The organism is Sorangium sp. So ce385, assembly GCF_051474135.1.
Lineage (GTDB): Bacteria > Myxococcota_A > Polyangia > Polyangiales > Polyangiaceae > Sorangium > Sorangium cellulosum_D.
On the sequence record NZ_CP150337.1, the window covers coordinates 5,551,376 to 5,575,211 of the forward strand.

At 71.0% G+C, this 23,836-nt stretch carries 21 protein-coding genes; 13 read left to right on the forward strand and 8 right to left on the reverse strand.

Translation table 11 applies throughout. The features are described from left to right. Nucleotides 1-379 precede the first annotated feature (379 nt). A complete protein-coding gene (locus tag WME83_RS20150) occupies nt 380-1,300 on the forward strand; it encodes a pirin family protein (RefSeq protein ID WP_437320910.1) in 921 nt (306 codons plus the stop codon). 160 nt (nt 1,301-1,460) lie between these two features. After that, nucleotides 1,461-2,306 (forward strand): helix-turn-helix domain-containing protein, encoded by an 846-nt coding sequence (locus WME83_RS20155; RefSeq protein ID WP_437320911.1) that lies wholly within the window; start codon nt 1,461-1,463, stop codon nt 2,304-2,306. Nucleotides 2,307-2,494: 188 nt separating this feature from the next. Here the strand turns inward: WME83_RS20155 and WME83_RS20160 are convergent, their stop codons facing one another. Next, a complete protein-coding gene (locus WME83_RS20160) occupies nt 2,495-3,331 on the reverse strand; it encodes an SDR family NAD(P)-dependent oxidoreductase (RefSeq protein ID WP_437320912.1) in 837 nt (278 codons plus the stop codon). Nucleotides 3,332-3,652: 321 nt separating this feature from the next. Here WME83_RS20160 and WME83_RS20165 point away from each other — a divergent pair, with 321 nt between their 5' ends. The 3 genes from WME83_RS20165 to WME83_RS20175 all read left to right on the forward strand — a co-directional run bounded on the left by WME83_RS20165 (nt 3,653) and on the right by WME83_RS20175 (nt 7,116). Next, a complete protein-coding gene (locus WME83_RS20165; protein ID WP_437320913.1) occupies nt 3,653-5,293 on the forward strand; it encodes a protein kinase domain-containing protein in 1,641 nt (546 codons plus the stop codon). A gap of 370 nt (nt 5,294-5,663) precedes the next feature. Next, entirely contained in the window at nt 5,664-6,308 is a 645-nt protein-coding gene (locus WME83_RS20170) for a TetR/AcrR family transcriptional regulator (protein WP_437320914.1), read from the forward strand. 55 nt (nt 6,309-6,363) lie between these two features. After that, entirely contained in the window at nt 6,364-7,116 is a 753-nt protein-coding gene (locus tag WME83_RS20175) for a class I SAM-dependent methyltransferase (protein WP_437320915.1), read from the forward strand. Nucleotides 7,117-7,137: 21 nt separating this feature from the next. Here the strand turns inward: WME83_RS20175 and WME83_RS20180 are convergent, their stop codons facing one another. Then, nucleotides 7,138-8,382, reverse strand: coding sequence for a glutathionylspermidine synthase family protein (locus WME83_RS20180; RefSeq protein ID WP_437320916.1), 1,245 nt, complete (start codon nt 8,380-8,382; stop codon nt 7,138-7,140). Beyond that, the gene (locus WME83_RS20185; protein ID WP_437320917.1) at nt 8,379-9,230 is read right to left on the reverse strand and encodes a DUF350 domain-containing protein; all 852 of its coding nucleotides are present in this window, start codon (nt 9,228-9,230) and stop codon (nt 8,379-8,381) included. Before WME83_RS20185 ends, WME83_RS20180 begins: the two co-directional genes overlap by 4 nt. Nucleotides 9,231-9,391: 161 nt before the next feature. Here WME83_RS20185 and WME83_RS20190 point away from each other — a divergent pair, with 161 nt between their 5' ends. Genes WME83_RS20190 through WME83_RS20200 form a run of 3 tightly spaced genes read left to right on the forward strand, consistent with a single transcriptional unit; the run spans nt 9,392 to nt 12,259 of the window. Further along, nucleotides 9,392-10,330, forward strand: coding sequence for a hypothetical protein (locus WME83_RS20190; protein WP_437320918.1), 939 nt, complete (start codon nt 9,392-9,394; stop codon nt 10,328-10,330). After that, entirely contained in the window at nt 10,327-11,685 is a 1,359-nt protein-coding gene (locus tag WME83_RS20195) for a hypothetical protein (RefSeq protein WP_437320919.1), read from the forward strand. The genes WME83_RS20190 and WME83_RS20195 overlap by 4 nt, the downstream gene beginning before the upstream one ends. A gap of 1 nt (nt 11,686) precedes the next feature. Then, nucleotides 11,687-12,259 carry a hypothetical protein gene (locus tag WME83_RS20200; RefSeq protein WP_020736002.1) on the forward strand — a complete coding sequence of 191 codons (573 nt, stop codon included), beginning with the start codon at nt 11,687-11,689 and terminating at the stop codon, nt 12,257-12,259. Between the two features lie 351 nt (nt 12,260-12,610). Here WME83_RS20200 and WME83_RS20205 read toward each other — a convergent pair whose 3' ends face one another. Continuing rightward, on the reverse strand, nt 12,611-13,384 hold the full coding sequence (locus WME83_RS20205) for a hypothetical protein (protein ID WP_437320920.1): 774 nt from the start codon (nt 13,382-13,384) through the stop codon (nt 12,611-12,613). A 190-nt stretch (nt 13,385-13,574) separates the two neighbouring features. Between WME83_RS20205 and minC the strand changes: the two genes are divergently transcribed. From minC to WME83_RS20220, 3 genes are all read left to right on the forward strand, one after another. After that, nucleotides 13,575-14,417 carry a septum site-determining protein MinC gene (gene minC / locus WME83_RS20210; protein ID WP_437320921.1) on the forward strand — a complete coding sequence of 281 codons (843 nt, stop codon included), beginning with the start codon at nt 13,575-13,577 and terminating at the stop codon, nt 14,415-14,417. 612 nt (nt 14,418-15,029) lie between these two features. Continuing rightward, complete coding sequence (locus tag WME83_RS20215; RefSeq protein ID WP_437320922.1) at nt 15,030-15,557, forward strand: hypothetical protein; 528 nt, start codon at nt 15,030-15,032, stop codon at nt 15,555-15,557. 209 nt (nt 15,558-15,766) lie between these two features. Continuing rightward, complete coding sequence (locus WME83_RS20220; protein ID WP_437320923.1) at nt 15,767-17,356, forward strand: carboxypeptidase regulatory-like domain-containing protein; 1,590 nt, start codon at nt 15,767-15,769, stop codon at nt 17,354-17,356. 28 nt (nt 17,357-17,384) lie between these two features. On the opposite strand, the gene WME83_RS20225 is transcribed toward WME83_RS20220, so the two are convergent. Further along, nucleotides 17,385-19,112 (reverse strand): ABC transporter substrate-binding protein, encoded by a 1,728-nt coding sequence (locus tag WME83_RS20225; protein WP_437320924.1) that lies wholly within the window; start codon nt 19,110-19,112, stop codon nt 17,385-17,387. A 314-nt stretch (nt 19,113-19,426) separates the two neighbouring features. Here WME83_RS20225 and WME83_RS20230 point away from each other — a divergent pair, with 314 nt between their 5' ends. After that, complete coding sequence (locus WME83_RS20230) at nt 19,427-20,098, forward strand: cyclase family protein (protein ID WP_437320925.1); 672 nt, start codon at nt 19,427-19,429, stop codon at nt 20,096-20,098. Between the two features lie 51 nt (nt 20,099-20,149). On the opposite strand, the gene WME83_RS20235 is transcribed toward WME83_RS20230, so the two are convergent. Continuing rightward, on the reverse strand, nt 20,150-21,115 hold the full coding sequence (locus WME83_RS20235; RefSeq protein WP_437320926.1) for a DUF4423 domain-containing protein: 966 nt from the start codon (nt 21,113-21,115) through the stop codon (nt 20,150-20,152). A 151-nt stretch (nt 21,116-21,266) separates the two neighbouring features. On the opposite strand from WME83_RS20235, the gene WME83_RS20240 reads away from it, so the two are divergent. Then, nucleotides 21,267-21,941 carry a hypothetical protein gene (locus WME83_RS20240; protein WP_437320927.1) on the forward strand — a complete coding sequence of 225 codons (675 nt, stop codon included), beginning with the start codon at nt 21,267-21,269 and terminating at the stop codon, nt 21,939-21,941. 84 nt (nt 21,942-22,025) lie between these two features. On the opposite strand, the gene WME83_RS20245 is transcribed toward WME83_RS20240, so the two are convergent. Both WME83_RS20245 and WME83_RS20250 read right to left on the reverse strand, forming a co-directional pair. After that, complete coding sequence (locus tag WME83_RS20245) at nt 22,026-22,469, reverse strand: NADAR family protein (protein WP_437320928.1); 444 nt, start codon at nt 22,467-22,469, stop codon at nt 22,026-22,028. A gap of 74 nt (nt 22,470-22,543) precedes the next feature. Continuing rightward, on the reverse strand, nt 22,544-23,674 hold the full coding sequence (locus WME83_RS20250; protein ID WP_437320929.1) for a substrate-binding domain-containing protein: 1,131 nt from the start codon (nt 23,672-23,674) through the stop codon (nt 22,544-22,546). Nucleotides 23,675-23,836: the final 162 nt, after the last annotated feature.

A 23,836-nucleotide genomic window follows, 5' to 3' on the forward strand; every position in this document is an offset into this window, starting at 1 on the left:
CCCGGACCTGGGCCGGGTCCGCTCGGTCCTGGACAGGGGCGGCTGAAGCGGTTTCGGGGCTGGATCGCCGGAGGTGCTGCGCGGCTGGAGGGGCGTGCTCGTTCGGGCCGGCGAGCCGCGGGCGAGCTGCCGAGCCGGGGGCCGCCGGGAGCTCATCGCAGCTGTCGTCGCGCGCGTTCACCAGCGTGAATCGGCGCGAGGGCAGAATCGATCACCGCTCTCGATGAGCGGAGTTCGGCCGGCGGGGTCGTCGGCGCCCTGCGCCGGGCGAGGCCGGCCGTGGGCTCGCACGCGAGGAAGAACGGGATTGCGGCCCCGCGCGTCGGGGCGCTAGGTTGAGCGCTGCGATCACGAGCGCCATGAGAGCGAGGAGTTTTCGATGAGCCGATATCCCGACAAGGAACCGGAGTGCCTGGGCGCCGACAGCGCGAACATCGACCTCGTGATCGAGCCGCGCCCGCGGGATCTGGGCGGCTTCACGGTGCGCAGGTCGCTTCCAGCGGCGCAGCGACGGCATGTCGGGCCCTTTCTCTTCTTCGATCACATGGGCCCCGTCGACTTCGCGCCGGGCCAGGGGATCGATGTCCGGCCGCATCCGCACATCGCGCTCGCGACCATCACCTATCTCCTCGAAGGGGAGTTCGTGCATCGCGACAGCATCGGCTCGGAGCAGCCGATCCGGCCGGGCGACGTGAACTGGATGGTCGCGGGGCGCGGCGTCGTTCACTCGGAGCGAACCGCGCCGGAGGTGCGGGCGCGCGGCGCCAGGATGCACGGGATCCAGACGTGGGTCGCGCTCCCGCAGAAAGACGAGGAGATCGAGCCGCGCTTCGAGCATCACCCGCGCCAGACGATGCCCGTCGTGCGCCGCGACGGCGCGGAGCTCCACGTCATCGCCGGGACCGCCTACGGCGCCAAGGCGCCCACAGGGGTCCTGTCGCCGACGCTCTACGTGCATGCTCGGCTCGACGCCGGCGCGACGCTGCCGATCGACGACGAGCACGAGGAACGCGCCATTTACGTGGTCGACGGGGCGATCGCGTGCGACGGCAAGCGCTTCGGCGCGGGCGCGATGATCGTGCTCCGTCCGCGCGCGGCCGTCGCCGCGGAGGCGATCGGCAAGACGAACCTCATGCTCATCGGCGGCGCGCCGCTCGACGGACCTCGCCACATCTTCTGGAATTTCGTGGCGAGCTCCAAGGAGCGCATCGAGCGAGCGAAGGCCGACTGGCGCGAGGGTCGCTTCCCCACGATCCCCGGCGATGACACCGAGTTCATCCCTCTCCCGGAAGGCGCGTGACGCGAGCCCGCGGCGCGCTCCGGGAGCGCGGGATGCGGAGCGTCTCCCCGCCGCCGTCAGCGGAGCGCGTCGTTGGCCGTCTTTTCGGTGGGCTTGGCCTCGTTTCGGTTGCCGCTCTCGTCCCGCGAGCACGCCGCGACGAAGGTGGTACGCTCCGCGGGTGAGCCACGACGAGCTCGATCCCACGCCGATCCGGTTCATGCGGCATGTGTGCCACGCCGACCACGCGCGACCGATGCGGAGCCCGGCGGTCCACACGTACGTCGCCCTGGCCTTGCATGTCGGAGGCCGCATGCGGGTCGAGCATCGCGGCGAGTTCGAGCTGCGGGCCGGGCACCTCCACCTCATTCCGGCGGGCGACGCGCACCGCGTCCTGTCCGCGAGCCACGCGGAAATGTGGGGGATCGGCTTCTGCCGGACGTGCCTCGATCCGGCGCGCTACGGCGACCTGCTCGCCCCGCTCGACCGTGTCCGGCACGGGGCGTCGCCCGTGGTCGAGCTGCCTGCGGCGCGGCAGGCGTACGTGCTCGATCTGCTCCGGGAGCTCGAGCGCGAGCAGCAGGCTGCGGGCGCGCTGCCGGTGGTCTCCGAGAGCCTGCTCGCGCTGGTGCTCGCGGAGGTCGTGCGCGCGAGCGGCAGCGTCCGGGCCGCGCCGGCGCAGCGTCCTTCGATCGTGGCGGAGGCGCTGGCCGTGATCGAGGCCCGGTGCCTCGGGCCGCTGTCCTTGAAGGAGGTCGCGGAGGCGGTGCGCCGGACGCCCGCCCACGTGACCACCGCGGTCAAGCAGGCCACCGGGCGTACGGTGGTCGCGTGGATCGTGGAGGGGCGTCTGGCCGAGGCGCGGCGGAGGCTCCTGGCGACCGACGAGTATGTCGACGTGATCGCCGAGCGCGTCGGCTACGCCGATCCGAGCCATTTTGTGCGGCTGTTCCGGCGCCATCACGGCGTCACCCCCGCCGCCTGGCGCGCCCAGCACCGCCGAGCTCAGCGACCCGACCCGGGCTGAGCGATCCCGGGCGGCGAGCCGACCCAGGTTCGGGTTGCTCTCCGAGACCGGGGTTGCCGCAACCTGGGTCGGGCCGGGGTCGCCTCAACCTGGGTCGGGCCGGGGTTGCGGCAACCTGGGTTGGGTCGCCGGGGTTGCCGCAACCTGGGTCGGGTCGGGGTCGCCTCAACCTGGGTCGGGTCGCCGCATCATATCCAAGGAATAATCTGACGGTGCTGCACGAGCTCGCCATAGGGGGCTGGCGATCCTGCGGATTGCGTGCACATCCAGAGGACGTCCTTCGCGGCATCCATCGGCGACTGCGCCGACGACATGTCGTCGAACCACGGACGCGACGCGTCGGTGTCCACCAACCCAGGGCAGACCGCGGCGATGAGGAGCCCGCGCCGCGCCGCCTCGTCCTTCCGCTGGCGCGCGACGACCTTCATCGAGGCGACCTGCGCGATCTTGGACGGGATGTTGATCCACGCCGGCCAGTGGTGGGCCTCCGCCTCGCCGCGCTCGACCAGCTCCACGTACTCGTCCATGACGCGCTCGATGTCCTCGAGCGATCGCGTGACAGGGTCGAAGTGGTGGTGGAGCCGCGGGTCCAGCCTGCGCAGCGAGCCGAAGGCGCTCGCCACCACGAGCAACCGCCCGCCGTCGCGGAGCAGCGGCACGAAGGCGCGGATCATCCGGTACGTCCCGTGGTTGTTCGTGTCGATCAAGGTGCGGACCTGGGCCGCCTGCGGCCGATCCTTCACGATGCGCGCGGCCGCGTTCGAGAGCACGATGTCGATCCCGCCGTGACGGCGCGCCAGCGTCTCCGCCAGGGCCTGGACGCTGGCGTCGTCGGTCACGTCCAGCTGGGCCAGCGTCGGCTGCAGACCCTCCTCGCGCAGGCGAGCCACGGCCGCCTCGCCGCGCGCAGGATCCCGCGCCGCCAGGTACACGGTGCTTCCGGCGGGCAGCTCCTGGCATAGCCGAGCAACCATCGCGTAGCCGAGGCCCTGGTTCGCGCCCGTGACGAGTGCAATCGTTGCCATCTTCCCTCCTCGATCCGTGCGCCCGCGAAGAGGCGGCCGCTCCGGCAGTCCTACCTCAACTCGGGTCTGACCGCGCGGCGCCCGCGCGGCACCAGGGGGGCGCATGACGGGCGCCGCGTCGTCGGTGCAGCGCGCGGCAGCCCGCGCCGCGTCGTGAGCGTTGGTGAGCGAAACATGCCGTAGAGGTGCGCGTCGCGACGCGGTCGTGTGGGCTTGCAGGGGTGCGTGCGCGCGGGATCCCGGGTGTTCGCGATTCAAAGGTCCCCGCGTTCGCGATACGCTGCGGACATGTCCCGGCCCCTCAACCCAGGTCGTCCGCGAATGGGCACGCTCGCCGGTCTGGGACAGGGAGGCGCCACGAAGGTCACGGGCATGCTCCAGCCGCCCGCTCCGGATCGACGGCAGGATCCCACGGCGAGAAGCGTGGCGCGCGACGCCGCCACGCTCAGCGCGCAGCAGCCTCAGCCAGCGCAGCCGTCTCCGGCGGCGCCGCGCGACGCCGGACGGGACGGGACCCGAGCGAAGCTCCAGCTCGGCCGCCTCGTCGCTGGACGGTACAGGCTCGTGCATCCGCTCGGCCACGGCGCCATGGGCGAGGTGTGGCGCGCGCACGACGGCGTCCGGCGCTTCGATGTCGCGCTCAAGTTCCTCGTCCTCCCGCGGCAGAGCCTGCCCATCGACGCCATGGAGCGCTTCCGATTCGAGGCGCAGGTCGCGGCGCAGCTCGGGCGGAAGACCGACCTCATCGTCACCGTGCACGACGCCGGCGAAGATCCCGAGGTGGGCCCGTACCTCGTCATGGAGTACGTGCGCGGTCGATCCCTCCGGCAGCTGATCCAGGAGCGTGGGCCGGTGCCGGCGGCCGAGCTCGCCGCGCTCCTCTCCCAGATCGGCGAGGCTCTCTCGGTGGCGCACGGCCTCGGGATCGTGCATCGCGACATCAAGCCGTCGAACATCCTGCTCCGCGAGGGACGCGACGGCCGCCTGCGGGCCAAGGTCGCCGACTTCGGGATCGCCAAATGGATCCGCCAGGATCTACCGGCCGACTTTCCCCGCCAGACCGCGGAGGGCGTGGTGCTGGGCACGCCGGCCTACCTGAGCCCGGAGCACACCTGCGACGGGCACGCGGATCCGCAGCTCGACATGTGGGCCCTCGCGGTGGTCGCTCACGTGGCGCTCACCGGCCACCAGCCCTTCGCCGGCGGCAACATCGCCGATGTGCTCGCCTCCATCCTCGCCGGCGAGCGACCCTCGCTGTCGACGCTGGTCCCGGAAGCGCCGCCCGAGCTGGAGGCGTGGTTCGCGCGCGCCTTCGCCCTGAACCCTGAAGAGCGATTTCCTGCCATCAAGCCGATGGTCTCCGCCTTCGTGGCCGCGGTCGGCGCCTCGGACGCGGCGCCGATCTCGGTGGCGCCGGCCTCGGTGGCGCCCGCGTCGGTGGCGCCGGCCTCGGTGGCGCCGGCCTCGGTCGGGCGCGCTGCGCCGCCGCCGCGGCCCCGGGGGCGCCTCGCGGCCGCTGGCCTCGTCGCGGCGCTCGGGATGGGGATGGCGCTCGCCACCGCGCTGCCTCGGGCGCCGCTGCAGGGCGCGTCCGACGCGCTGCGCGCGGTCGGCGGTGAGGTGCGCGCCGTCGCCCGCCGCGCCCCCGCGGTTCAGACGTCCAGGGCACCCCAGGCGGGCACGTGCTCGACCGTCCCGTCGGCCGCCTTCGTGGCAGCGCCGCTCGCGACGGCAGGGCCCCAGGCAGCGCCGCTCGCCGTCGCGGCGGCGCCGGAGCCCACCGCCGTCGCTGCGGCGCCGGAGCCCACGCCGCGCCCCGCCACCGCGGCGGCGCCGGAGCCCGCGCCGCGCCCCGCCGCAGCGCGCCCCGCCCGCGCGTCCGAGGCGCCGCGGAGCACGGGCGGAGCGCTCCCCCGACAGCGCGCGACCGATTCGGGCGCGCGGAAGAGCGCGATCTTCTGAGCGGCGCTGGCGAGCCGGCGGGTCTCTGACTCCGGGGCATTCGGTCGCCGTCGCACCGTGCTCGGCGCGCGAGCGAGCTCAGCGTCGGCGTCGTCCGAGCAGCGGCGGAAGGGCCACGAGCAGCGGTGATAGCCCAACCTGGGTCGGGTTGGGGGGAGCCCAACCTGGGTCGGGTCGGCGGTAGCCCAACCTGGGTCGGGTTGGGGGAGCCCAACCTGGGTCGGGTTGGCAGTAGCCCAACCTGGGTCGGGTCGGCGGTAGCCCAACCTGGGTCGGGTCGGCGGTAGCCCAACCTGGGTCGGGTCGCACCCCTTGACGACCGCCAGTCCGTCGCATAAGTAAACGGTACGGTTTCGTTTACAAGAGCGGGATGATGGCGAGCCACGAGGAGCGCAAGTCGGCGAAACAAGCGCAAATCAGGGCAGCGGCGCGGCGCCTGTTCCTCGACCGGGGCGTGGCCGGGACGAGCACCGACGCGCTCGCCGCGGCGGCCGGCGTGTCGAAGCGGACGCTCTACGCCCATTACCCGAGCAAGGAGCGGCTGCTGCAGAGCGTCCTCGAGGAGCTCATCGCCGAGCCGGGTCGGCGGGAGCTCGCCCTGGCCTCGTCCATGCCTGAGGACGCGCAGGCGCTCCACGACGCGCTCGCGACCTTCCTGCGCGCGGTGCTCACCACGCTCATGCAGCCCGACTATCTCGGCCTGGCCCGGGTGATCATCGCCGAGGTCCCCCGGATGCCCGAGCTCGGGGCGCTGTTCCGCGATACCGTGCCGAGGCCGATCCTGAGCGCAGTCGTGCGGCTGCTCGAGCACGGCCAGGTGCGCGGGCTCGTGTCGTTCCCGAGCGCGGAGACGGCGGCGCGCATGGCGATCGGCGCGCTGCTCACGCACGTCGTGATGGACGGTCTGCTCGGTGACGGCTCTCCGAGGCCGCCGCCCATCGAGCGCGTCGACGAGGTCGTGGGCCTGCTCTTGAAAGCCGGCCGGGCGATCCCAGCACCGAAAGGCGTAAAGTAGATCGTGGGTTGAACCCGTGGGGCAGGTGACTTAGCACGAGTGGAGGTCATTGGTCATGTCGAGTCAATATGATAGCTTCGCGAACACCTATCGCAGGGCCATGGCCCTGGATGTGCGCCGCTATGTGGACTATTTCTCGCTCACAAAGGCGCTTGGTGACGTGGCGGGCAAGACTGTCCTCGACGTCGGCTGCGGCACGGGGGTCATCACGAGGATCCTCAAGCAGAGGGGCGCGCGCCGGGTGGTCGGGCTCGACCTCTCCGAGGGGATGCTCGACGCCGCGCGCGCCGAGGAGGCCAGGAGCCCCCTCGGCGTCGAGTACGTGCGCCGCGACATCGCCGACGCGGGCGCGCTGGGCCCCTTCGATCTCGTGACGGCCAGCTACGTCCTGCCGCACGCATCATCGCCCGATCAGCTCGCCGCGATGTGCAGAGGCATCCACGAGGCGCTCGCCCCCGGCGGGAGGTTCGTGGCAATTCAGCCGAACGACGCGTTCGCGGTGAACGATCCTGCGTTTTACAGCGCCTACGGCCTGCGCGCCTCCGTCGACGGTCGGCTCGAGGACGCGGCGCCGATGAAGGTGACAGTATCGATGGTCGACGCCGAGCTGACGATCTCGACGCACTACTGGACGCGCGGCGGCTACGAGGCCGCGCTGAGGCGCGCAGGGTTTCGAGAGACCCAATGGCGCTCGCCGGAGGTGGCGCCTGAAGGCATCGAGGCGCTCGGGGAGGCGTTCTGGAGCAATTACCTCGCGCGGCCCTACGCGATGCTGTTCGAGTGCACGAAGGCGCGGGCACAGCGGTAGCGGGCGACGCTGCGCCTGCCCCTACCGCACCAGCGCCGGCGCGCTCAGCGCGGCGGCGTCCGTCATCCCGGCCTGGACGCGCGCGTAGATGCCGCACGCCTCGCCCGCGATGAGGTAGATGCCGTAATTGACCGACTCCCGCCGCGCGTTCTCGAGGGCCGCGAAGTACCGCTGCGCGATCCACCGGCCCTCGCGCGCCTTGGCCAGGGAGGCGCGCCAGACGTCGTCGGACGTGTGGCGCCCGAGGATCACCTCTTCTCCCTCGGCGCCATAATCGCTCTTCAGGACCCACTCGTCGCGCTGCGCGCGCAGCATCTCGGGGTGCACCGTCTCCAGCCGCGACGTCACCGGCACGAAGCGCTGGATCACCGACTGCGCGTGCGGCGAGAAGCGGTGGAGGTGCTCCCACATGAAGGCCATGGAGCGCTTGTTCTGCGGCAGCACCGCGCCGAGCGGGTTCAGGACGGCGACGCGCCCGTCGGCCGCGGCCGAGAGCACGGCGCCGAGCGGGCCCGCGAGCGGCTCGGGGTCGGGGATCTGCTCGTCGGTCCACACGCTCGACCGCTCTCCCCACCAGTCCGTCTTGTAGTGGCGCAGCAGGATCGAGAACGGGACGTCGAACAGGGACAGGCCCCGCTCATCGTGCGCGAGGTTGTAGGGCGAGCCGAGGATCACCCCGTAGCCGCGCTCCTCGAGCCAGCGCCGGTAAAGGCGGATCACCGAGAGATCCTCGGTGAACTCCGTCGGATACACGAACCCGAGGCGCCGCGTCGCGGCCTCGCCGACGAGCGCGCGGGCGACCTCCTCCACCATCGCGCAGAACCGGGCGCCGAGCTCGCGGTTCGGGTCGACCGCGCCCGGGTGGTCCGCCGCCGCGAGCGCGCTCAGCACGACCGCCTCCGCCTCGCCGGTCGGCGTGTCGCAGTTCAGCTCGGCGATCGCGGGGCCCTCGTCGGTCAGGAAGACGTCGGCGCGCGCGATGCCGTGCCACAGCGGCTGCGACGAGAGCCACATCGCCTTCTGGCACGGCGTCAGACAGAAGAAGTCGTCGAGCAGCGACGGCTCGTCCGCGACCAGCAGACACAGCTCGTTGTACACCGCCGCGACCTCCTCGGCGGCCCGGTAGAGGGCGCGCTGCTCCGCCGCCGTGACGAGCACCGGCTCCTCACGGAACCGCGGCGCCCCGTCGAACCAGGGATCGGTGATGAGGCCCGTCTCGACGATCCTCGCGGCGAAGGCGTCGTACGCCCGGACAGCGTCGCTCATAGGAGGCGCGCGATGGCGATCGAGGTCGCGAGGTAGGTCGCCGCCTCGAGGGCGCCCATGCCCTCGTTGCGGTCGGCCGCGATGCCGGCGTCGAGGCGGCCGCCGCGCAGCGCGAGCGGCGCGCCGAGCAGCACGCTCTGCACGAGCAGCTGCCGGACGGGGTAGAGCGCGAGCAGGTACAGCAGCACGCCGCCATAGCCCTTCAGCGAGACGAAGAGACCCTCGAAGTCGCCCTCGAGCGCCCGCGCGATGATGATCGCCACGGCGATCGAGGCGCCGGCGTAGCTCAGCGCGGCGGCGAGGTTCTCTCCCTGGATCTGCTCGGCGTCGTCGTAGGTGGTGAGCGCCCGGAAGAGCGAGATGAACACGTGCAGCGTGATCTGCGCGAGCAGGAAGAAGCCGAGGGAGATCGCGAGATCGCCGAGGTCCTTGCCCGCGATCGCCCGCGAGGTGATGAGCCCGGTCGCGACGTAGTGCGCGCCCGCCGCGAGCCCGGCCGCCGCGTTGCCGCGCTCGATCTCGGCGGGGAGCCGCGCCTTGAGCAGGAGCCGGATCCCGAGCTCGCCGGTCGCGATCACGAGGAGCAGGCCCACGACCGCGAACGCGCTCACCCACAGCAGATCGCGCGCGAAGCTGGACCCGTCGAGGCAGTTCTTGACGGCGTTCGCGGCGACGAGGAACACCGCGAGGACCTGGCCCACCGTGAGCAGGCGGCGCGCGGCGTTGCTCTCGGCGAGGTCGCGGGCGACCGTGTGCGCCGGCGAGAAGATCCTCTGCCCGATGCGCAGGAGGGCGAGCAGAGCGAGCGTCGTGCCCAGCCCGAACCCCATGACGTAGGACAGCTCCATGGGACGCACGCTACAGAACGCGCCGCGCCGTCACAAGCCCCGGCGCGCGCCGCGAACGGCCCGCGCGAGGCGCTCTCCGGCGTAGGGTTTGCGGGGCGGCCCGCGCTTTGTGATATGGGTACGTCTACCGGCCGGCGACGGCCCGGCTCCCGCGGCGGATCATGGTCGAATCTTCTAGCGACTCCGGCACTCAGGGCATCACGGGCATCTTCGCGCGGCCCTATATCGACCTCGCGCCGTACCTCGACCTCGCGCCGCTCGGCGAGATCCACGACGAGATCTGCCTCGGGCTCACCCAGGTGCCGATCGATTACACCGGCGGCAGCCACCGCACGATGGGCATCATGCCGCCGTCGCGCCTCGGCGAGGCGCTCGCGGACTACGGCGAGGTGATCCGCGGCCTCAGCGACGACGATTTCGCCACGTTCCAGCGCCTCTCGGACGACCCTTCGGCGATCGACCGCTCGGCGCGCGCCACGCTCGAGTTCGGCGAGGAGCGCGAGATCCCGCTCTCGCGGCGGCAGATGCTATGGCTCAAGTTCCGCCATGGGGTCTACTTCCCGTGGAAGGTCTATGTCGAGCTGATCCCGAACCGCTATTGGAGCGACAAGAGCCGGAGCGAAGGCAAGGATTTCACCCGGCTCGCGCGCTCGTTCTTCCCGAAGACGATCGCCTACGTGAAGCGTCTGCCGTTCTCGTCGATCGGGCGCTGCAACATCATGGGTCTCGAGGCGAACGATCACGGCACGGTGCACCGCGACGGGGAAGGGGAGGGGGCGCGCGGGGAGGGGGACCGCCGCGTCGAGCGCGAGCCCGATCACTTCATCACGCTCTGTCCCGCGGGCAACAAGCGCCTGTTCCTCTGGGACGAGCGGGCGCGGCGGAAGACGGCCGTCGCGGGCCGGGCCTACTGGTTCAACGACCACGACTACCACGGCGTCGAGGCGGATCCGTTCTTCAGGTACTCGGTGCGCATCGACGGCACCTTCACCCCGGAGTTCATCGAGGCGCTCCGGCGCGACCACGGCCGGGCGGCGGGTGCGGGGGTCGTCGCGGAGGCCGGCGGCGCGCCGCGCGACCGCGAGGAGGCCGCCGCGTGAGCCGGCCGAATGAGCCGTTCGAGCGGGACGAGGTGCTCGACAAGCCGGGGATCGTCGGCGCGCGCTGGTGGCACAAAGGCCTCGCCGAGGCGCCGAAGGACGCCTCGCGGCGGAACGCGATCCTCGTCGCGCTCGGCGCGGTCGGGCTCGCCGGGTTCGCGGCGGCGATCGCCGTGGCGGGTGAAGGGTGCTCCGACGACGACCACGAGGTCCAGAGGAAGCGGGCGCTCGAGATGCAGCGGACCTTCGGCTGGAGCTTCGGCGCCGCGCAAGAGAGCGTGACGTTCGACGGCGAGTCGAAGAAGCCGTTCGACCAGGCGGCGATCGCGAGGATGGCGACCGAGCTCAGGCCTGCGGACGAGGCCATGCGCGCCTACTATGTGCCCGCGCTGTTCGAGTCCCCCTCCGCCGTGCCCACGCTCGTCGCCCAGGGGGATCCGGCGCCGATCACCCCGCTCGGCAGCGTGCTCCGGCCGATCTTCACGCCGGCGATGGATCGCGCCTACCGGAGCGGCAAGGCGCTCGCGTCCCTGCTCCTCGCCGCCCGGACGGCCGGCGGCCTGCGCCGGGACATCGCGGTCATCGTGGATCTGGATGGCCCAGAGTCGGTGGCCTTCGCCGCGGGCGCGGCGGAGGCGTTCGATCCGGTGTTCACGTTCGACAACTGGCCGCACCCGCGCGGCGTCGTCAAGGCGCACCAGACGCTCGCCGCGGCGGCGTATTATCAGCCGCTCTTCGCCCGCCCGCACCCCGGCCCGCGCGCGACGATGTTCGTCCTCGATCGACAGCGGCTCTCGCCGTACTCGGACGACGCGGCGCAGTTCGACAACCGGCATGTCGCGCGGCTGCCGTCCGCCGATACCCTGTGGGCGCGCGGCGTCCGTTACGTGCTGTACGTCGTGCCCACGGAGACGGACACGGTCGAGACGGACGATCTCAACGACGATCTCGTGGCCTACCGGATGCGCCAGCTCCACGTGGCGATGATGGCCGCGAGCGTCTTCGCGCCCGATCCCGCGGAGGCGAGGCCGGCGAACGCCACCGAGGACTGGCCTCCTCACCATTACGGGGGCAGCGCCGCGTCGCACGGCTGGTTCTGGGTGGACTACCCGTGGGGGGTGCCCCCTCGGCCGGCGCCGGTCGAGCCCGCCGCGCGGCGGCCGGGCAAGGGCTATGTGCCGATGGTGCGGGCGACGCCGTTCTCGAGCGGCGGCGCCACGGGCGGGACGCCGCCGGTCCCGGACGGCTTCGGGACGGTGCCTGTCGTCGTGGCGCTCGGCACCGGCGCGATCCTCGGGGCGGCGCTCAGCCGGAGCGGCTCGTGGAACCGGGCTTCGGGAGGATACGGAGGCTAGCGTGGAGCACTCGATCTTCGCGATGGAGGTGTGCGCGCGCATGGACCCGGGGAGCGTCCTGCAGCGCACGCTGCACGAGTGCGTGCAGGGCCATTGCGAGACGATGAGCCTGAACCAGAAATGGCACCAGTACCGCCGCGCGCAGATGGCGCTGCTGTCCAACCTTCACGTCCTCGAGAAGGGGTGCTGGGACTATTTCGACGACAACGCCCGGGCGCTCAACGACTTCAGCATGTGGTCCCGCGGCATGACCACCGAGGAGGGCGCGCGCAGGGGGCCGTCCGGGACGCCGGACCCGTACCGCGGCCAGCCGCGCTACCTGACGTTCACGATGGCGTTCCTGCTGGTCCAGGGCTCGCCGACGGATCGGATGCTCTGCGCGGTCTGCGACATCCCCAAGGACCGCCTCTGGCGCCGCGACGTATTCGGCCACATTCTCCAGAACCTCGGGCACGTGAGCTTCGCCAGCGTGAAGTCGGATGTCATTTACCTCATTCCGCGCGACGAGGGGTGGGCGCTCACGGCGGAGGATCTGAACGATCCCAAGTTTCACTACCTGCGGAAGATCGTGTAGAGCAGCGTCGTCCACGTCTTCCGGCTTCCGTCCCCCGTCTTCCGTCTTCCGTCTTCCGTCTTCCGTCTTCCGTCTTTCGTCCTCGTGCGCCTCCGCGTGCGCGTGCGCGTGCGCGTGCGCGAATTTCGTGCTCGTGCACGACCATGCCGTCACATCGATCGCGAGATACACAGAGGTACACGGAAGAGTAATGATGAAGCACGCGCACGCGCACGCGCACGCGCACGAAGACGCAGAGCGGAGACGGGAGACGGGAGACGGAAGACGGGAGACGGGAGACGGGAGCGGATCTCGCTGGACGAAGCGCACCGCGCTTCCCGACCCTTTCCTTCAGCCGCCCAGTCCTCCGCCCTAAAACCACGTCTCCCATCGTCCGGGATCGATCTCCGCCGCGTGCACCGTCGCCGAGATCCGGTCTCGGCCGCCGGAGAACGGCTGTATCTGGTGCAGCCGGTAGCTGTCGATGACGAGCGCGCCTCCAGGGCGATAGCCCGCCACGAGGCTCCGCGCGGAGAGCGCCTCGTCGCCCGGATCGTCCCTCCCGTCGTAGAGGACGTCCCACAGCTTGAGCCCGCCGTCCGCGTCGGGGAGCTCCAGCATCACGACCACCGTGATCGCGCGGAGCCGCCGGGCAAGGTGGTAGTCGGAGAGCCCCTCCGTGTCGAAGTGGACGACGCCGCCCTCGCGCGCGACCTTCTCCCCCGCGGGGAAGATGTGCACCCCCGGCCCGCAGAAGCCGCGCCGGGGCTGCGCGAGCCCGCCGGTGAGCGCCGCGACGAGCGCGCGCATCCGGCGCTGGAGGCCGGGGAGGTGGCGCTCGACGCGGGCGTCGGACGCGGCCGCGTCGGCGAAGTACTCCCGGGAGCGCCCCTGCTCCAGGTGCGTGTAAAAGGCGCGCCCCAGCGAGAACTGCTCGCCTCCGAAGTCGGCAGTCCACGCCCCGCGGGCGGCGTAAACCCCCTCGACGAGCGCCGCGCGCTCCGCCTCCGAGAACACCCCGGGGACCTCGAGGGCGAAGTGACGGCCGAGCGCTTCGACGGGCGGAGCCCCCGGGCGGCCGGGGGAGGCCGCCGAGCGGAGATCGAGGTCGAGCCGCCGTACGGAGGCGCGGCGCGAGGTCGGCATGGCCAAACCACCGTTAGCATCGCCCGCCGCGGCCAGCCAACCGGCGACGCGCCGGCCCGCCGGCCCGCCGGCGGCTACGGCGCTGACGGCGCCGACGGTCGCGGCGCCCCCGCCGGTTTTTGCGGCGCGCGCCGCCGGATCCGGGGTACAGTGCCGCGGCGGAAGCACCTTTTTGCGAGCGAGGACAGCGATGGTGTCGGGCAGGCGAGGGGAGAAGCGACAGGAGCAGCAGGCGTTTGCGCTCAAGGGCACGATGCCCGCCATCACGATGCTCTGCCTGCGGACGGCGGATGTCTCGGCCATCGAGCGTCAGCTCGCCGACCACATCTCGCAGATGCCGCACTTCTTCCTGCACCTGCCGATCCTGCTCGACCTCGACGCCCTCGGCGACGAGCCCGTCGACCTCGGCGCCCTCGCCGGCCTCCTGCGGAAGCACAACCTCGTGCCCATCGCCGTGCGCAACCCGACCGACGCCCAGCGCGAGCGGGCCGTCGCCGCCGGCCTCGGCGTGCTGCGGACGCCGCTCACGCGCTCGCCGCGCCAGGGCGCGCCGGCCGAGGGGCTCACCCCCACGCCGGCGCCCGTCGCGGTGGGGCCGGCGCCGGCGGACCGCGGGGGGACAGGGGCCGTCGCCGACCGTGGAACGGCTGGGCCCGCCCGGCGCCCGAGGGACGCCGCGCCGGCGGCCGACGCGGCAGAGCCGCCGCCCGCGGGCCTCACCGTGCGGCACCCGGTGCGCAGCGGGCAGGTCATCTACGTCCCCCACGGCGACCTCGTGGTCCTCTCGCCGGTCAGCTCGGGCGCGGAGCTCATCGCCAACGACAACATCCACGTCTACGCGCCGCTCCGCGGCCGCGCCATGGCCGGCGCCCACAACAACGCGGACGCGAGCATCTTCTGCATGAGCCTCGAGGCGGAGTTCGTCTCGATCGCCGGCCGCTACCTCATGGCCGACGAGATCCCCGACGAGCACCGCGGCAAGCCCGCCCGCATCTCGGTGCAGAACGACGGGCTCGTGGTCACGCGGCTGTAGCGCTAACGGCGCATCCAGCCGAGGTTCACCGCAGGCGGCGGCCCGCCGTGCCGTTCGGGACGCCGCCGCGTGCCACCCGGGGCGAACCGCCCGACGGGGCGTCGCCTACACGGGCGCCGACCGAGTCCTCGGCGGAGGACCACCCGGGACGCGCGCGTTCGTACAGGCAGCCTTCGCCGCCCCTTTGCCGCTCATGCAGGGCAGAGGTCGTTCGGTTCGAACGCCCTCCGCCGGATCGGACGTGGTCGACATCGCGCGTCCGGACCGGCGTCGAAGCACCGGTGACAGATCCAGACAGGCATGGCTGGGGCGAGGACAAACCCAGTGTTCCCGCAGGCTGGCGTCGCTGGAACAAACAACTATCGTCCAGCGCGACTACCCTGAAACAAATCCACGGGCCGAAAAAGCTCTTGCACCGGCGCACTCGTGGAATAGCTTACCGCTCGCTGTCACGCAGAGCTCAACGGGGCGCGTGGCCGCCTTCGGGCCCGCAAGAGGCAAGTGAGCTGGCGACAACCGTCACTCCAGCCCACCGGCCGATGCGGAGCTGCGCGCCGGGAGATATGTCCCGGCGTGGGATCGTTCATCTGTGGTTGTGATGGGAGGGTTAACATGAAGAAGTCGCTTATCTCGTTCGTTGTTCTCGGCGCCGCGACGTTCTCCACCAGCGCGATGGCGGTCGTAGCGAACACGGATTTTACGCTTGAGATCGACTATGCTTTCGGCGTCAGCGACGCCAACACCGTGAGGTGCGATCCTTCCTTCCTTATCGAGAACGACGAGGTCCTCGGCTACCCGGCCCAGTTCTGCGCGCACTCCTGCAAGGCCACGTTCGAAGGGGACCTGCTGGACAGCACCAATGTCTGGCTCTGGCAGAAGATGACGACCGGCAACTACGACTGCGAGGAGCTCGACGAGGATCCGAAGGTCACTCTCGTCATCAACGATCCCGAGAGGATCACCAAGATCTTCTTCAAGAACGAGAAGCGGAAGGTCAACAAGTTCGTGGGCGGCCAGGACGACCAGGGCAACGTCTGGGGCGTGTGCAGCTTCAAGGGGCTCGGCTACGTCAACTACAGCTGCAACCTCCTGATCGATGTTGAGCCCGAGGAAGACGTGGAGGAGCCGACCGAGGGCTGATCCTCCACGCGCGATCCGGAGCGCCGCAGATCGGCGGCCGGCACGAGCTCCCGGGGTGCACACGGGAGCTCCGATGACCGGCGGCAGCGCGCGCCACGGTCCCTGACGGGAAGGGAGTCGCCGGCTTCGCCGGCGGCTCTCCCTTTTTGTGCCAGGCGTCTGCCGCACGACCGCGCGCTCGCCGGGGTATCCCACCTGGAGATACGACGATGCAACAGCACAGCTCACGAACAAGCTTTCTTCACAGGTCCTCTGGCAGGCTCCTCCTGCTCGCCCTGCTCGCCATCGCGATCGCCGCCGCGGTGCTGCTGCTCGCCCGCCCCAGGGCCGAAGAGACTCCCTCCGCCCGCAGCGAGGAGGCCGGCGGTGAGACAGGGAAGGGAGGGCTCACCTACCGGAACCGGGCCCTCCTCAGGTCACCCGCGCCGTCCGGGCCGCGCGAGCCCGAGCGTCCGCGGATCGTCGGCGACGTCTATGACACGGACGGCAACACGCTCGCGGGCGCGACCGTCGTCGCCTCGACCTTCGAGGTCGCCGGCAACATCCCCTCGACCGCGCGCGCCGTGAAGAGCGACGAGCGCGGGCGCTTCGAGCTCGACCTCCCGGACGGGACGTACCAGCTCAAGGCCGATCTGCCCGGCTACGGCCCGACCAACGCGGTCGCGCACAGCGGCGACACCGTGAGCCTCGTGCTCTCGAGGAGCGGCGTCATCACCGGGCGCGTCCTCGACGAGCGCAGGGAGCCGGTGCGCCGCTTCACCATCGATGTCCTCTCCGCCGTCCCCGATGACGTGCCGGCGCCGCCGCCGATGTACTCGCAGACGTTCGAGAGCCCCGATGGGACCTTCCGCATCGACCAGATTCCCCCCTGGGACGTCATCCTCAAGGCCACGGCCGAGGAGCACGCCCCGGGGTTCTCCGACATGCTCTCCGTCGAGCGCGGCCAGACGGGCACGGTGGAGCTCGCGCTCTCCCGGGGGTGCGCCCTCTCGGGGAGGGTGGAGGACGCGCAGGGCACGCCGCTGCCGGGCGTGTTCGTCGACGCCGAGTCGCGCCTCGGCGCCGGCTCCCTGAGCGAGCAGGCCATCCAGTCCGCGGCCGACGTGCAGCAGACGCAGACCGGCGACGACGGCTCGTTCCGGCTCGAGCACGTGCCCACGGGGGCCATCCAGGTGCGCGCCTACGACGGGAGTCACGCCGTCACCACGCTGGCGATGAACATCTCCGACTGCGGCAAGGTGGAGCCGGCAAAGGTGGTCATGTCCCCCGGCGGCAGCATCCGCGGCGTGGCGCGCCGGGAGGACGGCTCGCCGATCCCCCACGCCAAGATCACGCTCCTCGCCCGCTCGGTCGGCTTCGTGAACGTGATGGCCGATGAAGAGGGGAGCTATCGCATCGACGACCTGCCCGCCGGGATGGTGCGCGTCGAGCTGCGCGACGGGAGCCGGGCGACCATGGTGTCCGTGAACGTCAAGGAGGGCAAGGTGGTGAAGCGTGACATCGCACTCTTGGCCGAGGGGACGGGCGAGATCCGCGGGCGCGTCACCGCCGGCGACAAGCCCCTTGCCGGGATCCGCCTCCTCGTCACCACGAACCGCGGCCGCAAGCCGGGCTTCGAGCGTCACACGCCGGTGACGGACAAAGACGGCAACTTCCGTGTGCCCTCGCTCGCCGCGGGAAACTACCTGATCACCGTCATGGCCACCCCGGTGGGCCAGGGCGCTCAGGTCGACGAAGGCGGCGTCACGACCGTGAACCTCGACGTCACGCCGAAGCCCGCCTCCGAGGACACCAACTGATCCTCCGCCCGCGGCCCGCCCGGGGCCGTCACCTCGGCCGGAGCTCGGTCAAGACGAGCAGGTACTCCGGCGGGTTGTTCGGCGTCAGCTTGGCGTACGGGTTCTCGGTGGTGGGGAAGCCGGTGAACCGCTTCGTGCTGTACTCGCCCCACGACGGGTTCTTGAACAGCGGGATCACCGGCGCGGCCTCCACGAAGATCATCTGGATCGCGTCGAGGATGCGCTTCTGGTCGGTCGGATCCGTCGCGGCCTCGAACTGGTGGAACAGCGGGTCGGCGTGCTTCGCCCCGAAGCGGTGCCAGTTGCGCGCGCTCACCTCGCCGACGGGCTTCAGGAGCTCCGTGCTCATGAGATCCCGGTAGAAGTTGTACGGCGTCGGCTCGACGCTGGTCCACCCCATCGACATGTCGAACGTGCCCTTCTGGAGCGCCGCGAAGAACGCGCTGAAGTCGTACGTCCTCATCGTCGCCTCGATGCCCACGGTCTGCAGGTTCTGCGCGATGATCTGCACCGCGCGGACCCAGTCCGACCAGCCGCTGACCACGTTGATCTCGAAGCGCAGCGGCTTGCCGTTCCTCGTCCGGATCCCGTCGGCGCCCCTCGGATAGCCCGCGTCGTCGAGGATCTCGTTCGCCCGCTGCGGGTCGAACCTCACCCAGTCGCCCGCCGCCACCGCCTTCTCGTTGCGAAACCGCTCGTACGAGTCGTCCAGCCCCGTCGCGTCCGCGCCGTGCGTGTAGTTGTCGGCCGCGAGCTTGACGATCTGCTCCCGGTCGATGGCCATGCTGATCGCCTTGCGCACGCGCACGTCGTCGAACGGCTTCCTCGTCGCGTTCGGGTACAGCGTGGCCGTGCCGCCGACGAGCGGGAACCAGTAATGATGGTGCGCCGGATCCTTGGCGACGAAGACCCGCTCGATGTCCGGCACGAACGCGCCCGCCCAGTCGACCTCGCCGTTGACGAGCGCCAGCGTCACCTGATCGTTGCTCGGGTACGCCGGGAAGCGCAGCCCCTCGACCGCGGGCTTGCCCTCCTGCCAGTAGTGCGGGTTCTTGCCGAGCTCGTACACCTGGTTCTGAAAGACCTTCACCTCGGTGAAGGGCCCTGTCGCCACCGGGTTCTCGTTCGCGAACGTGACCGGATCGGCGACGTCCTTCCAGATGTGCGCGGGCACGATCGGCTGATGGCCGATGTAGCTGAGCCCGGGGACATAGGGCCGCCTCAGGACGAACTCGACGGTCGACTCGTCCTCCGCGGTCACCGCGCCGAGGAACCGCCACACCCCCGCGAGATCGAGCGCCGGGTGCTTCTTCAGCAGCGCGAACGTGAACGAGACGTCCTTCGCCGAGAACGGCTGTCCGTCCGACCACTTCACGCCCGAGCGGACCGTGAAGGTGAGCTTCCGGTTCCCGTCGCTCCACGCATGGCTCGTCGCGAGCCACGGCGTGTACTCGTTCCTCATCGTGTTGTAGATGAGCATCGGCTCGTAGATGCCGGCGACCGTCGGGAAGCGCACGCTCCCCTCGGCGAGCAACGGGTTGAAATTGCGCACCCAGGTCGCCTGCTGCTCCCGCGCGATCGTGACCATCGCGGCGCCCTTCGGCGCAGGCTGCGACGCGGACGCCGCCGGCTCCGGCTTCGCGGCCCGCTCCGGCGCGACGGAGCCGGTCTCCGCGCCTCCGCCCTTGGAGCGACAGCCCGACCCCGCGCCGGCCGACAGGATCAGCGCCGACAGGAGGAGGGCTCGGCGCGGCACGGCTCGACTCATCCCAGGCATCCAGCTCTCCACGCGGGCACGCTCGATCTCCCCGCGATGATCCATTTCAATGACAGCACCCGACGCCGCGCCCGCTGCGGCACCCATCCACGATGGCTCGCCCCGAGGTCCCGGGCCGAGCGCGACATCCCCGTGGTCACACTCTATCGGCGCATGTGGGCGGGTGTCAACTTGCCCGGATTGCCCGATTTCTGGATCTCTTCGCGCCCCTCCGCGAGACTGGCGGCGGCTCGGCGACCCGACCGCGCTCGCGAGAGGCGCCGCCGCGCGGAGATCCTCTCAAGGAGCGGACCGTGACCACCCCCGCCTCACGAATCCTCGTCGACCTGAGCCACACCGTCGAGCACGGCATGGTGACGTACAAGGGCGTGCCGGCGCCCGTCGTCTGCGACTTCCTCTCGCGCGAGCAGTCCCGCGCCGTCTACGCGGAAGGTGTCGAATTCCACATTGGCCGCATCGACATGGTCGCGAACACGGGCACCTACGTGGACAGCCCGTTCCATCGCTATGCGGACGGCAAGGACCTCGCCGCCCTGCCGCTCGAATCGCTGGCCGATCTGGAGAGCGTGGTCGTCGAGGCGCGGGATCGGTCCGGGCGCGCGATCGACGAAGGCGCGTTCGAGGGGCTCGATCTCGCCGGCAAGGCCGTCCTCGTGCGCACCGGCTGGAGCGCCCACTGGCGCACGGATCGCTATTTCGAGGGGCACCCGTTCCTCACGCGGGGCGCGGCGCGGCTCCTGGCCAGCGCGGGCGCGGCGTTCGTGGGCGTCGACACCTACAACATCGACGACACGGCCGATCCCACGCGGCCGGTCCATTCCATCCTGCTCGGCGCGGACATCCCGATCTGCGAGCACATGACCGGGCTCGACCAGCTCCCCGCTGCCGGCGCCCGGTTCTTCGCCGTCCCGGTGAAGGTCCGCCACTTCGGCACGTTCCCGGTGCGGGCGTTCGCCATCCTGTGAATCGCGCGCGCCGCTCGCCGCGCGGGGGCGCGCCGCCGCGGCGGGAGCGGCTCAGCCCCCGTCGAGCGGGAAGAGCTGCAGGTTGACGACGACCACGCGCTCGGGCGGCCGCGACTCGGCGATCACCGCGCGCATGTTCTGGTAATAGCTCACGTGCAGCTCGGAGAGCTTCGCGAGGTCTGCCTCGGAGACCGTGAACACGTTGAACGAGAAGCGCCCCTCGGCCTTGCGCGTGAGCCGCGAGAGCCCGACGCCGGCCCAGAAGCACTTGAGGCGGTGCTCGGCGTCCGGGTCGGGGCGCGTGTCCACCGTCCGGATCGGCGCGACGATCCACCGCCCGCGGCTCTTCCGGATCTGGCCGGCCTCGGCGAGCCGGTCGAGGCAGCGCGCCTCGTCCTCGACGGGGAACCCGAGCCGCCGCGCGATCCACCCCGGCTCGTGGCGCGGCAGCGCGCGGTAGGACGGCATGTCCAGGGCGAGCAGGATCGCGGGGAGCAGCGGCTCCTCGTAGACGGCGCGGCGCTGGGCCTCGAGCGTGCGCCACGCCGCGCTCGCGGCCGGCAGCGCCGCCGGGTCGGCGAAGAGGGCCACGAAGTCGAGCAGGCGCAGCGAGCAGGCCTCGACCATCCGCAGGAAGTCCGGGAGCCGCGGCTCGGCCTCGCCCGACAGCCAGCGCGCGACCGCATAGCGGCTCCTGCCCGCGCGCCGCGCCACGTCGACGATGGGCGACATCGATCGCAGCTCCGAGAGGAGCGCCGCGACGCCCTCGGCGGACGCCGGGTCGGTGTGCGCGAGCCAGGCGGGCGTCGAGGGGAAGAAGCGCCCCACCGCCCCCGCGACGTCGACGCCGGCGCGCCGGGCCGCGACGAGGAACGTGGCCGCGGTCGGCCAGCGCCTGCCCGACTCCCACGTGTAGACGACGTTGGTGCGGAAGCCGAGCCGGCGGCTGAAGCCGAGCTGCGAGCGCCGGCCGCGGAGCGCGCGGATCAGCTCTCTTGCGAGGGATTCGTGGTTCACGTAGCGCAGATTCGCACATATCGAGGCCTGTTTGCTCTATGGAATGTGCGAAGCTGAGCTGGCGTCGCTCCGGGGGCCGACGCAAGGTAGGCCGCAGGAGGTCATGAACATGCGCGAGCGGCTTTGTCTTTCTTGGGCGGTGGCGGCGGTGATGAGCGTTGGCCTGTGGGGGTGCGTGTCCGGCGACGGCGGCGGGCCTTCGGACGACACGGCGCCGGGCGGCCAGATCGGCGGCGTCCAGGTCAACGAGGGCGGGTGCGACGAGGTGAAGGAGGACATCGGCGCCGACGACGTCTCCCCGCTGGGCTTCTCGGCGCGAGAGGCGCTCTCCGCCCTCTCCGGGGAGCGCTCCACCCCGCTCACGTGGTCGAAGGGCGGCAGCACCACGGCGACCGTCGCCGCGGGTGAGCTCGTCGCGGCGCGCTTCGTGCGATCGACGGAGAAGACGGCGGGGGGCAGCGGGCCTGGCGGCGCCGAGTCGACGGCGCTCGCCGCGGACTGCGCGGATCACCTGCAGATCGAGGTCCCGCTGGCCTTCTCGACCGAGGACGGCGCCTTCGACGAGTCGTTCGCGGTCACGCTCCGGGTCCCGCAGGTCGGCGAGGGCCGCTTCTTTCACAGGATCGATACCGACGCGCTCCAGGGCTCGTACGAGGTCACCGAGGTCGATCCCACCGAGTTCAGGGAGGTCTTCGTATACCTGAGCGGCGAGCTGACCGGCAGCGCCGTCTCCGGCACGATCAGCGGCATGGCCGAGAACCACCCGATCGGGACTGGGCCCGAAGGGTCGGTATCTGCACAGCCGTTCTCCGTGGCGGATTTCTGAGCGCCGCGGCGGGGCGCCGCCGAGGCGCCGCCCAGCGGCATGCGAGGGCCCTTCGGACCTCCCGGCGCGGGCGGCGGCTCGCCCTCAGGCCGGGCGGCGCAGCTGCTCGCGGATCTCCATCAAGATCTTCCCCAGCATGTTCCGCCCGCTCCCGTCACCGCCGTCGGCCCAGTAGGCGTCGTTCGCGGTGTGCTCGACCAGCTCGGCGTCCCCGGTGTCGAGCAGGGCGCGCCGGAGATCCTCGTGCTGGGTGAACTTCGCCAGCACCGCCTCGCGCATGATGTCGTCCTTCACCTGCTCCCAATCGGGGCGCAGCGGGCGGCTCCGCTGCCGGCCCATGCGGGCCGCCTCGCCGGGGCCGGGGGCGCTCCGGATCTCCTCCTCGTGGTCCGTGCCGGGGAACTTCTGGGCCTGGAAGTAGTGCTCGGTCGTGGGCCACACCTTGCCTTTCAGCGTGACCGGGTGGCGCGAGAAGTTGGAGAAGAACCCGTGGGCGTCGCCGGCGCGATAGAAGCGGATGACGGTCATGGCCCCAGTCTATCCCACGGCGCCGGCGGCGCCCGGCAGGAACCGCGCCGGGCCTCCCGCGAGCCGCGCCGCCGCTACTGGATGGCGCCGATCGTGTTGAGGAAGTCGTTGTAGTCGTCGATCTTGTCCGACCGGACCACATCGATGCCGATGTTGACCCGGCCCTTGTCGTCGACCAGCGGGGCCAGGATCTGCTTTGTCGCGTCGAGGCCGATGGTGTTGATGCCGTAGAGGATGTAGGGGACGAGGTAACCCTCGTAGTACTGCCGCTGGGTGTGCGTGGCCTGGATGCGCCCCTCGCGCATGTACTCGACGGTCTTCGGATCGAAATCGACGGCGACGATGGGGACGTCGATGCCCGCGGCGTCCGCGGCCATCACGCACCGGTACGAGATGTTGAACAGGCCGAGCATGCCGACGACGGGCGGGTTCGCGGTCTGGATGGCGGACTTCATCTGGTCGATGTCGGTGGCCTCGTTGTCGTCGACGAAGACGGCCTGGACCACGGTGAACGTGTAGCCCGCCTTCCCGAACACATTCTGGGCCGCGTGCGTCCGGTCGAATCCGTCGCGCCACTGCTTTCCGGTGGTGCCGAGGATCAACACCGTGCCTGACGGCTCCTTTGGCAGCATATCGAGCAGGGTGTTCGCGGCCGTTTCTCCGACAGAATAGCCGAGCGATCCGACGTAGAGCGAGCGCTTCGAGTCCACCAGGTCGCTGTCGAACGTCACCACGTGGATCCCGGCATCGGCCGCCTTGTCGATGCTGGCTCTGTTCTCCTCGCCGAAGGGCGAGACGCCGATCCCCTTGGCTTCGTCCGCCACCGCCTGATCGATCTGCTGGTTCTGGAGGTCCTGCGTCGTCGTGGGATCGTCCGGCGACTGGTCCGTGGGCCCGAGCACATTCCCGATGGCCTCGAGCTCGCCGATGGCCCGGTTCGCACCCACGGCGATCGGCTCGAAGAAATCGGACAGATTTTTCGTCAGGACCACCATCTGCATCGGCTCGAGCGAGGTCTTGTTGAGCTCGGCGACGAGGCTGTCGATCCTCGCCTCGAGCTCCATCGGAAAGAACTCGTTGTCCGGTATCTCCGCCCGCGTGATGGTGTCGCCCTCGGCGCCCTGGTCGCCGGCATCGCCCGATCCGCACGCCGCCGCCGCCAGCATGAGCCCGAAGGCCGCCCAGCATCGTCCCATCGTCTTCATGAGATCCCTCCTCGTCCGTGGTTCGCTCGGCCGCGCGGGATACCCTCGCGTGAAAGTCGATGCAGCAGCGAGCATGCTCGATCCTTCGTGTTACGAGAACGAGGATCTGACTGTCAAGGGGGATGTGAATGTTCCGTCAGGGGAGGTTTGGAGGCCGAGGCA

Coding starts and splice junctions, on each gene's coding strand:
- WME83_RS20150 (WP_437320910.1), top strand. CDS start 380: ATGAGCCGATATCCCGACAAGGAACCGGAGTGCCTGGGCGCCGACAGC.
- WME83_RS20160 (WP_437320912.1), bottom strand. CDS start 3,331: ATGGCAACGATTGCACTCGTCACGGGCGCGAACCAGGGCCTCGGCTAC.
- WME83_RS20165 (WP_437320913.1), top strand. CDS start 3,653: ATGGGCACGCTCGCCGGTCTGGGACAGGGAGGCGCCACGAAGGTCACG.
- WME83_RS20170 (WP_437320914.1), top strand. CDS start 5,664: ATGATGGCGAGCCACGAGGAGCGCAAGTCGGCGAAACAAGCGCAAATC.
- WME83_RS20175 (WP_437320915.1), top strand. CDS start 6,364: ATGTCGAGTCAATATGATAGCTTCGCGAACACCTATCGCAGGGCCATG.
- WME83_RS20180 (WP_437320916.1), bottom strand. CDS start 8,382: ATGAGCGACGCTGTCCGGGCGTACGACGCCTTCGCCGCGAGGATCGTC.
- WME83_RS20185 (WP_437320917.1), bottom strand. CDS start 9,230: ATGGAGCTGTCCTACGTCATGGGGTTCGGGCTGGGCACGACGCTCGCT.
- WME83_RS20190 (WP_437320918.1), top strand. CDS start 9,392: ATGGTCGAATCTTCTAGCGACTCCGGCACTCAGGGCATCACGGGCATC.
- WME83_RS20205 (WP_437320920.1), bottom strand. CDS start 13,384: ATGCCGACCTCGCGCCGCGCCTCCGTACGGCGGCTCGACCTCGATCTC.
- minC (WP_437320921.1), top strand. CDS start 13,575: ATGGTGTCGGGCAGGCGAGGGGAGAAGCGACAGGAGCAGCAGGCGTTT.
- WME83_RS20215 (WP_437320922.1), top strand. CDS start 15,030: ATGAAGAAGTCGCTTATCTCGTTCGTTGTTCTCGGCGCCGCGACGTTC.
- WME83_RS20220 (WP_437320923.1), top strand. CDS start 15,767: ATGCAACAGCACAGCTCACGAACAAGCTTTCTTCACAGGTCCTCTGGC.
- WME83_RS20240 (WP_437320927.1), top strand. CDS start 21,267: ATGAGCGTTGGCCTGTGGGGGTGCGTGTCCGGCGACGGCGGCGGGCCT.
- WME83_RS20245 (WP_437320928.1), bottom strand. CDS start 22,469: ATGACCGTCATCCGCTTCTATCGCGCCGGCGACGCCCACGGGTTCTTC.
- WME83_RS20250 (WP_437320929.1), bottom strand. CDS start 23,674: ATGAAGACGATGGGACGATGCTGGGCGGCCTTCGGGCTCATGCTGGCG.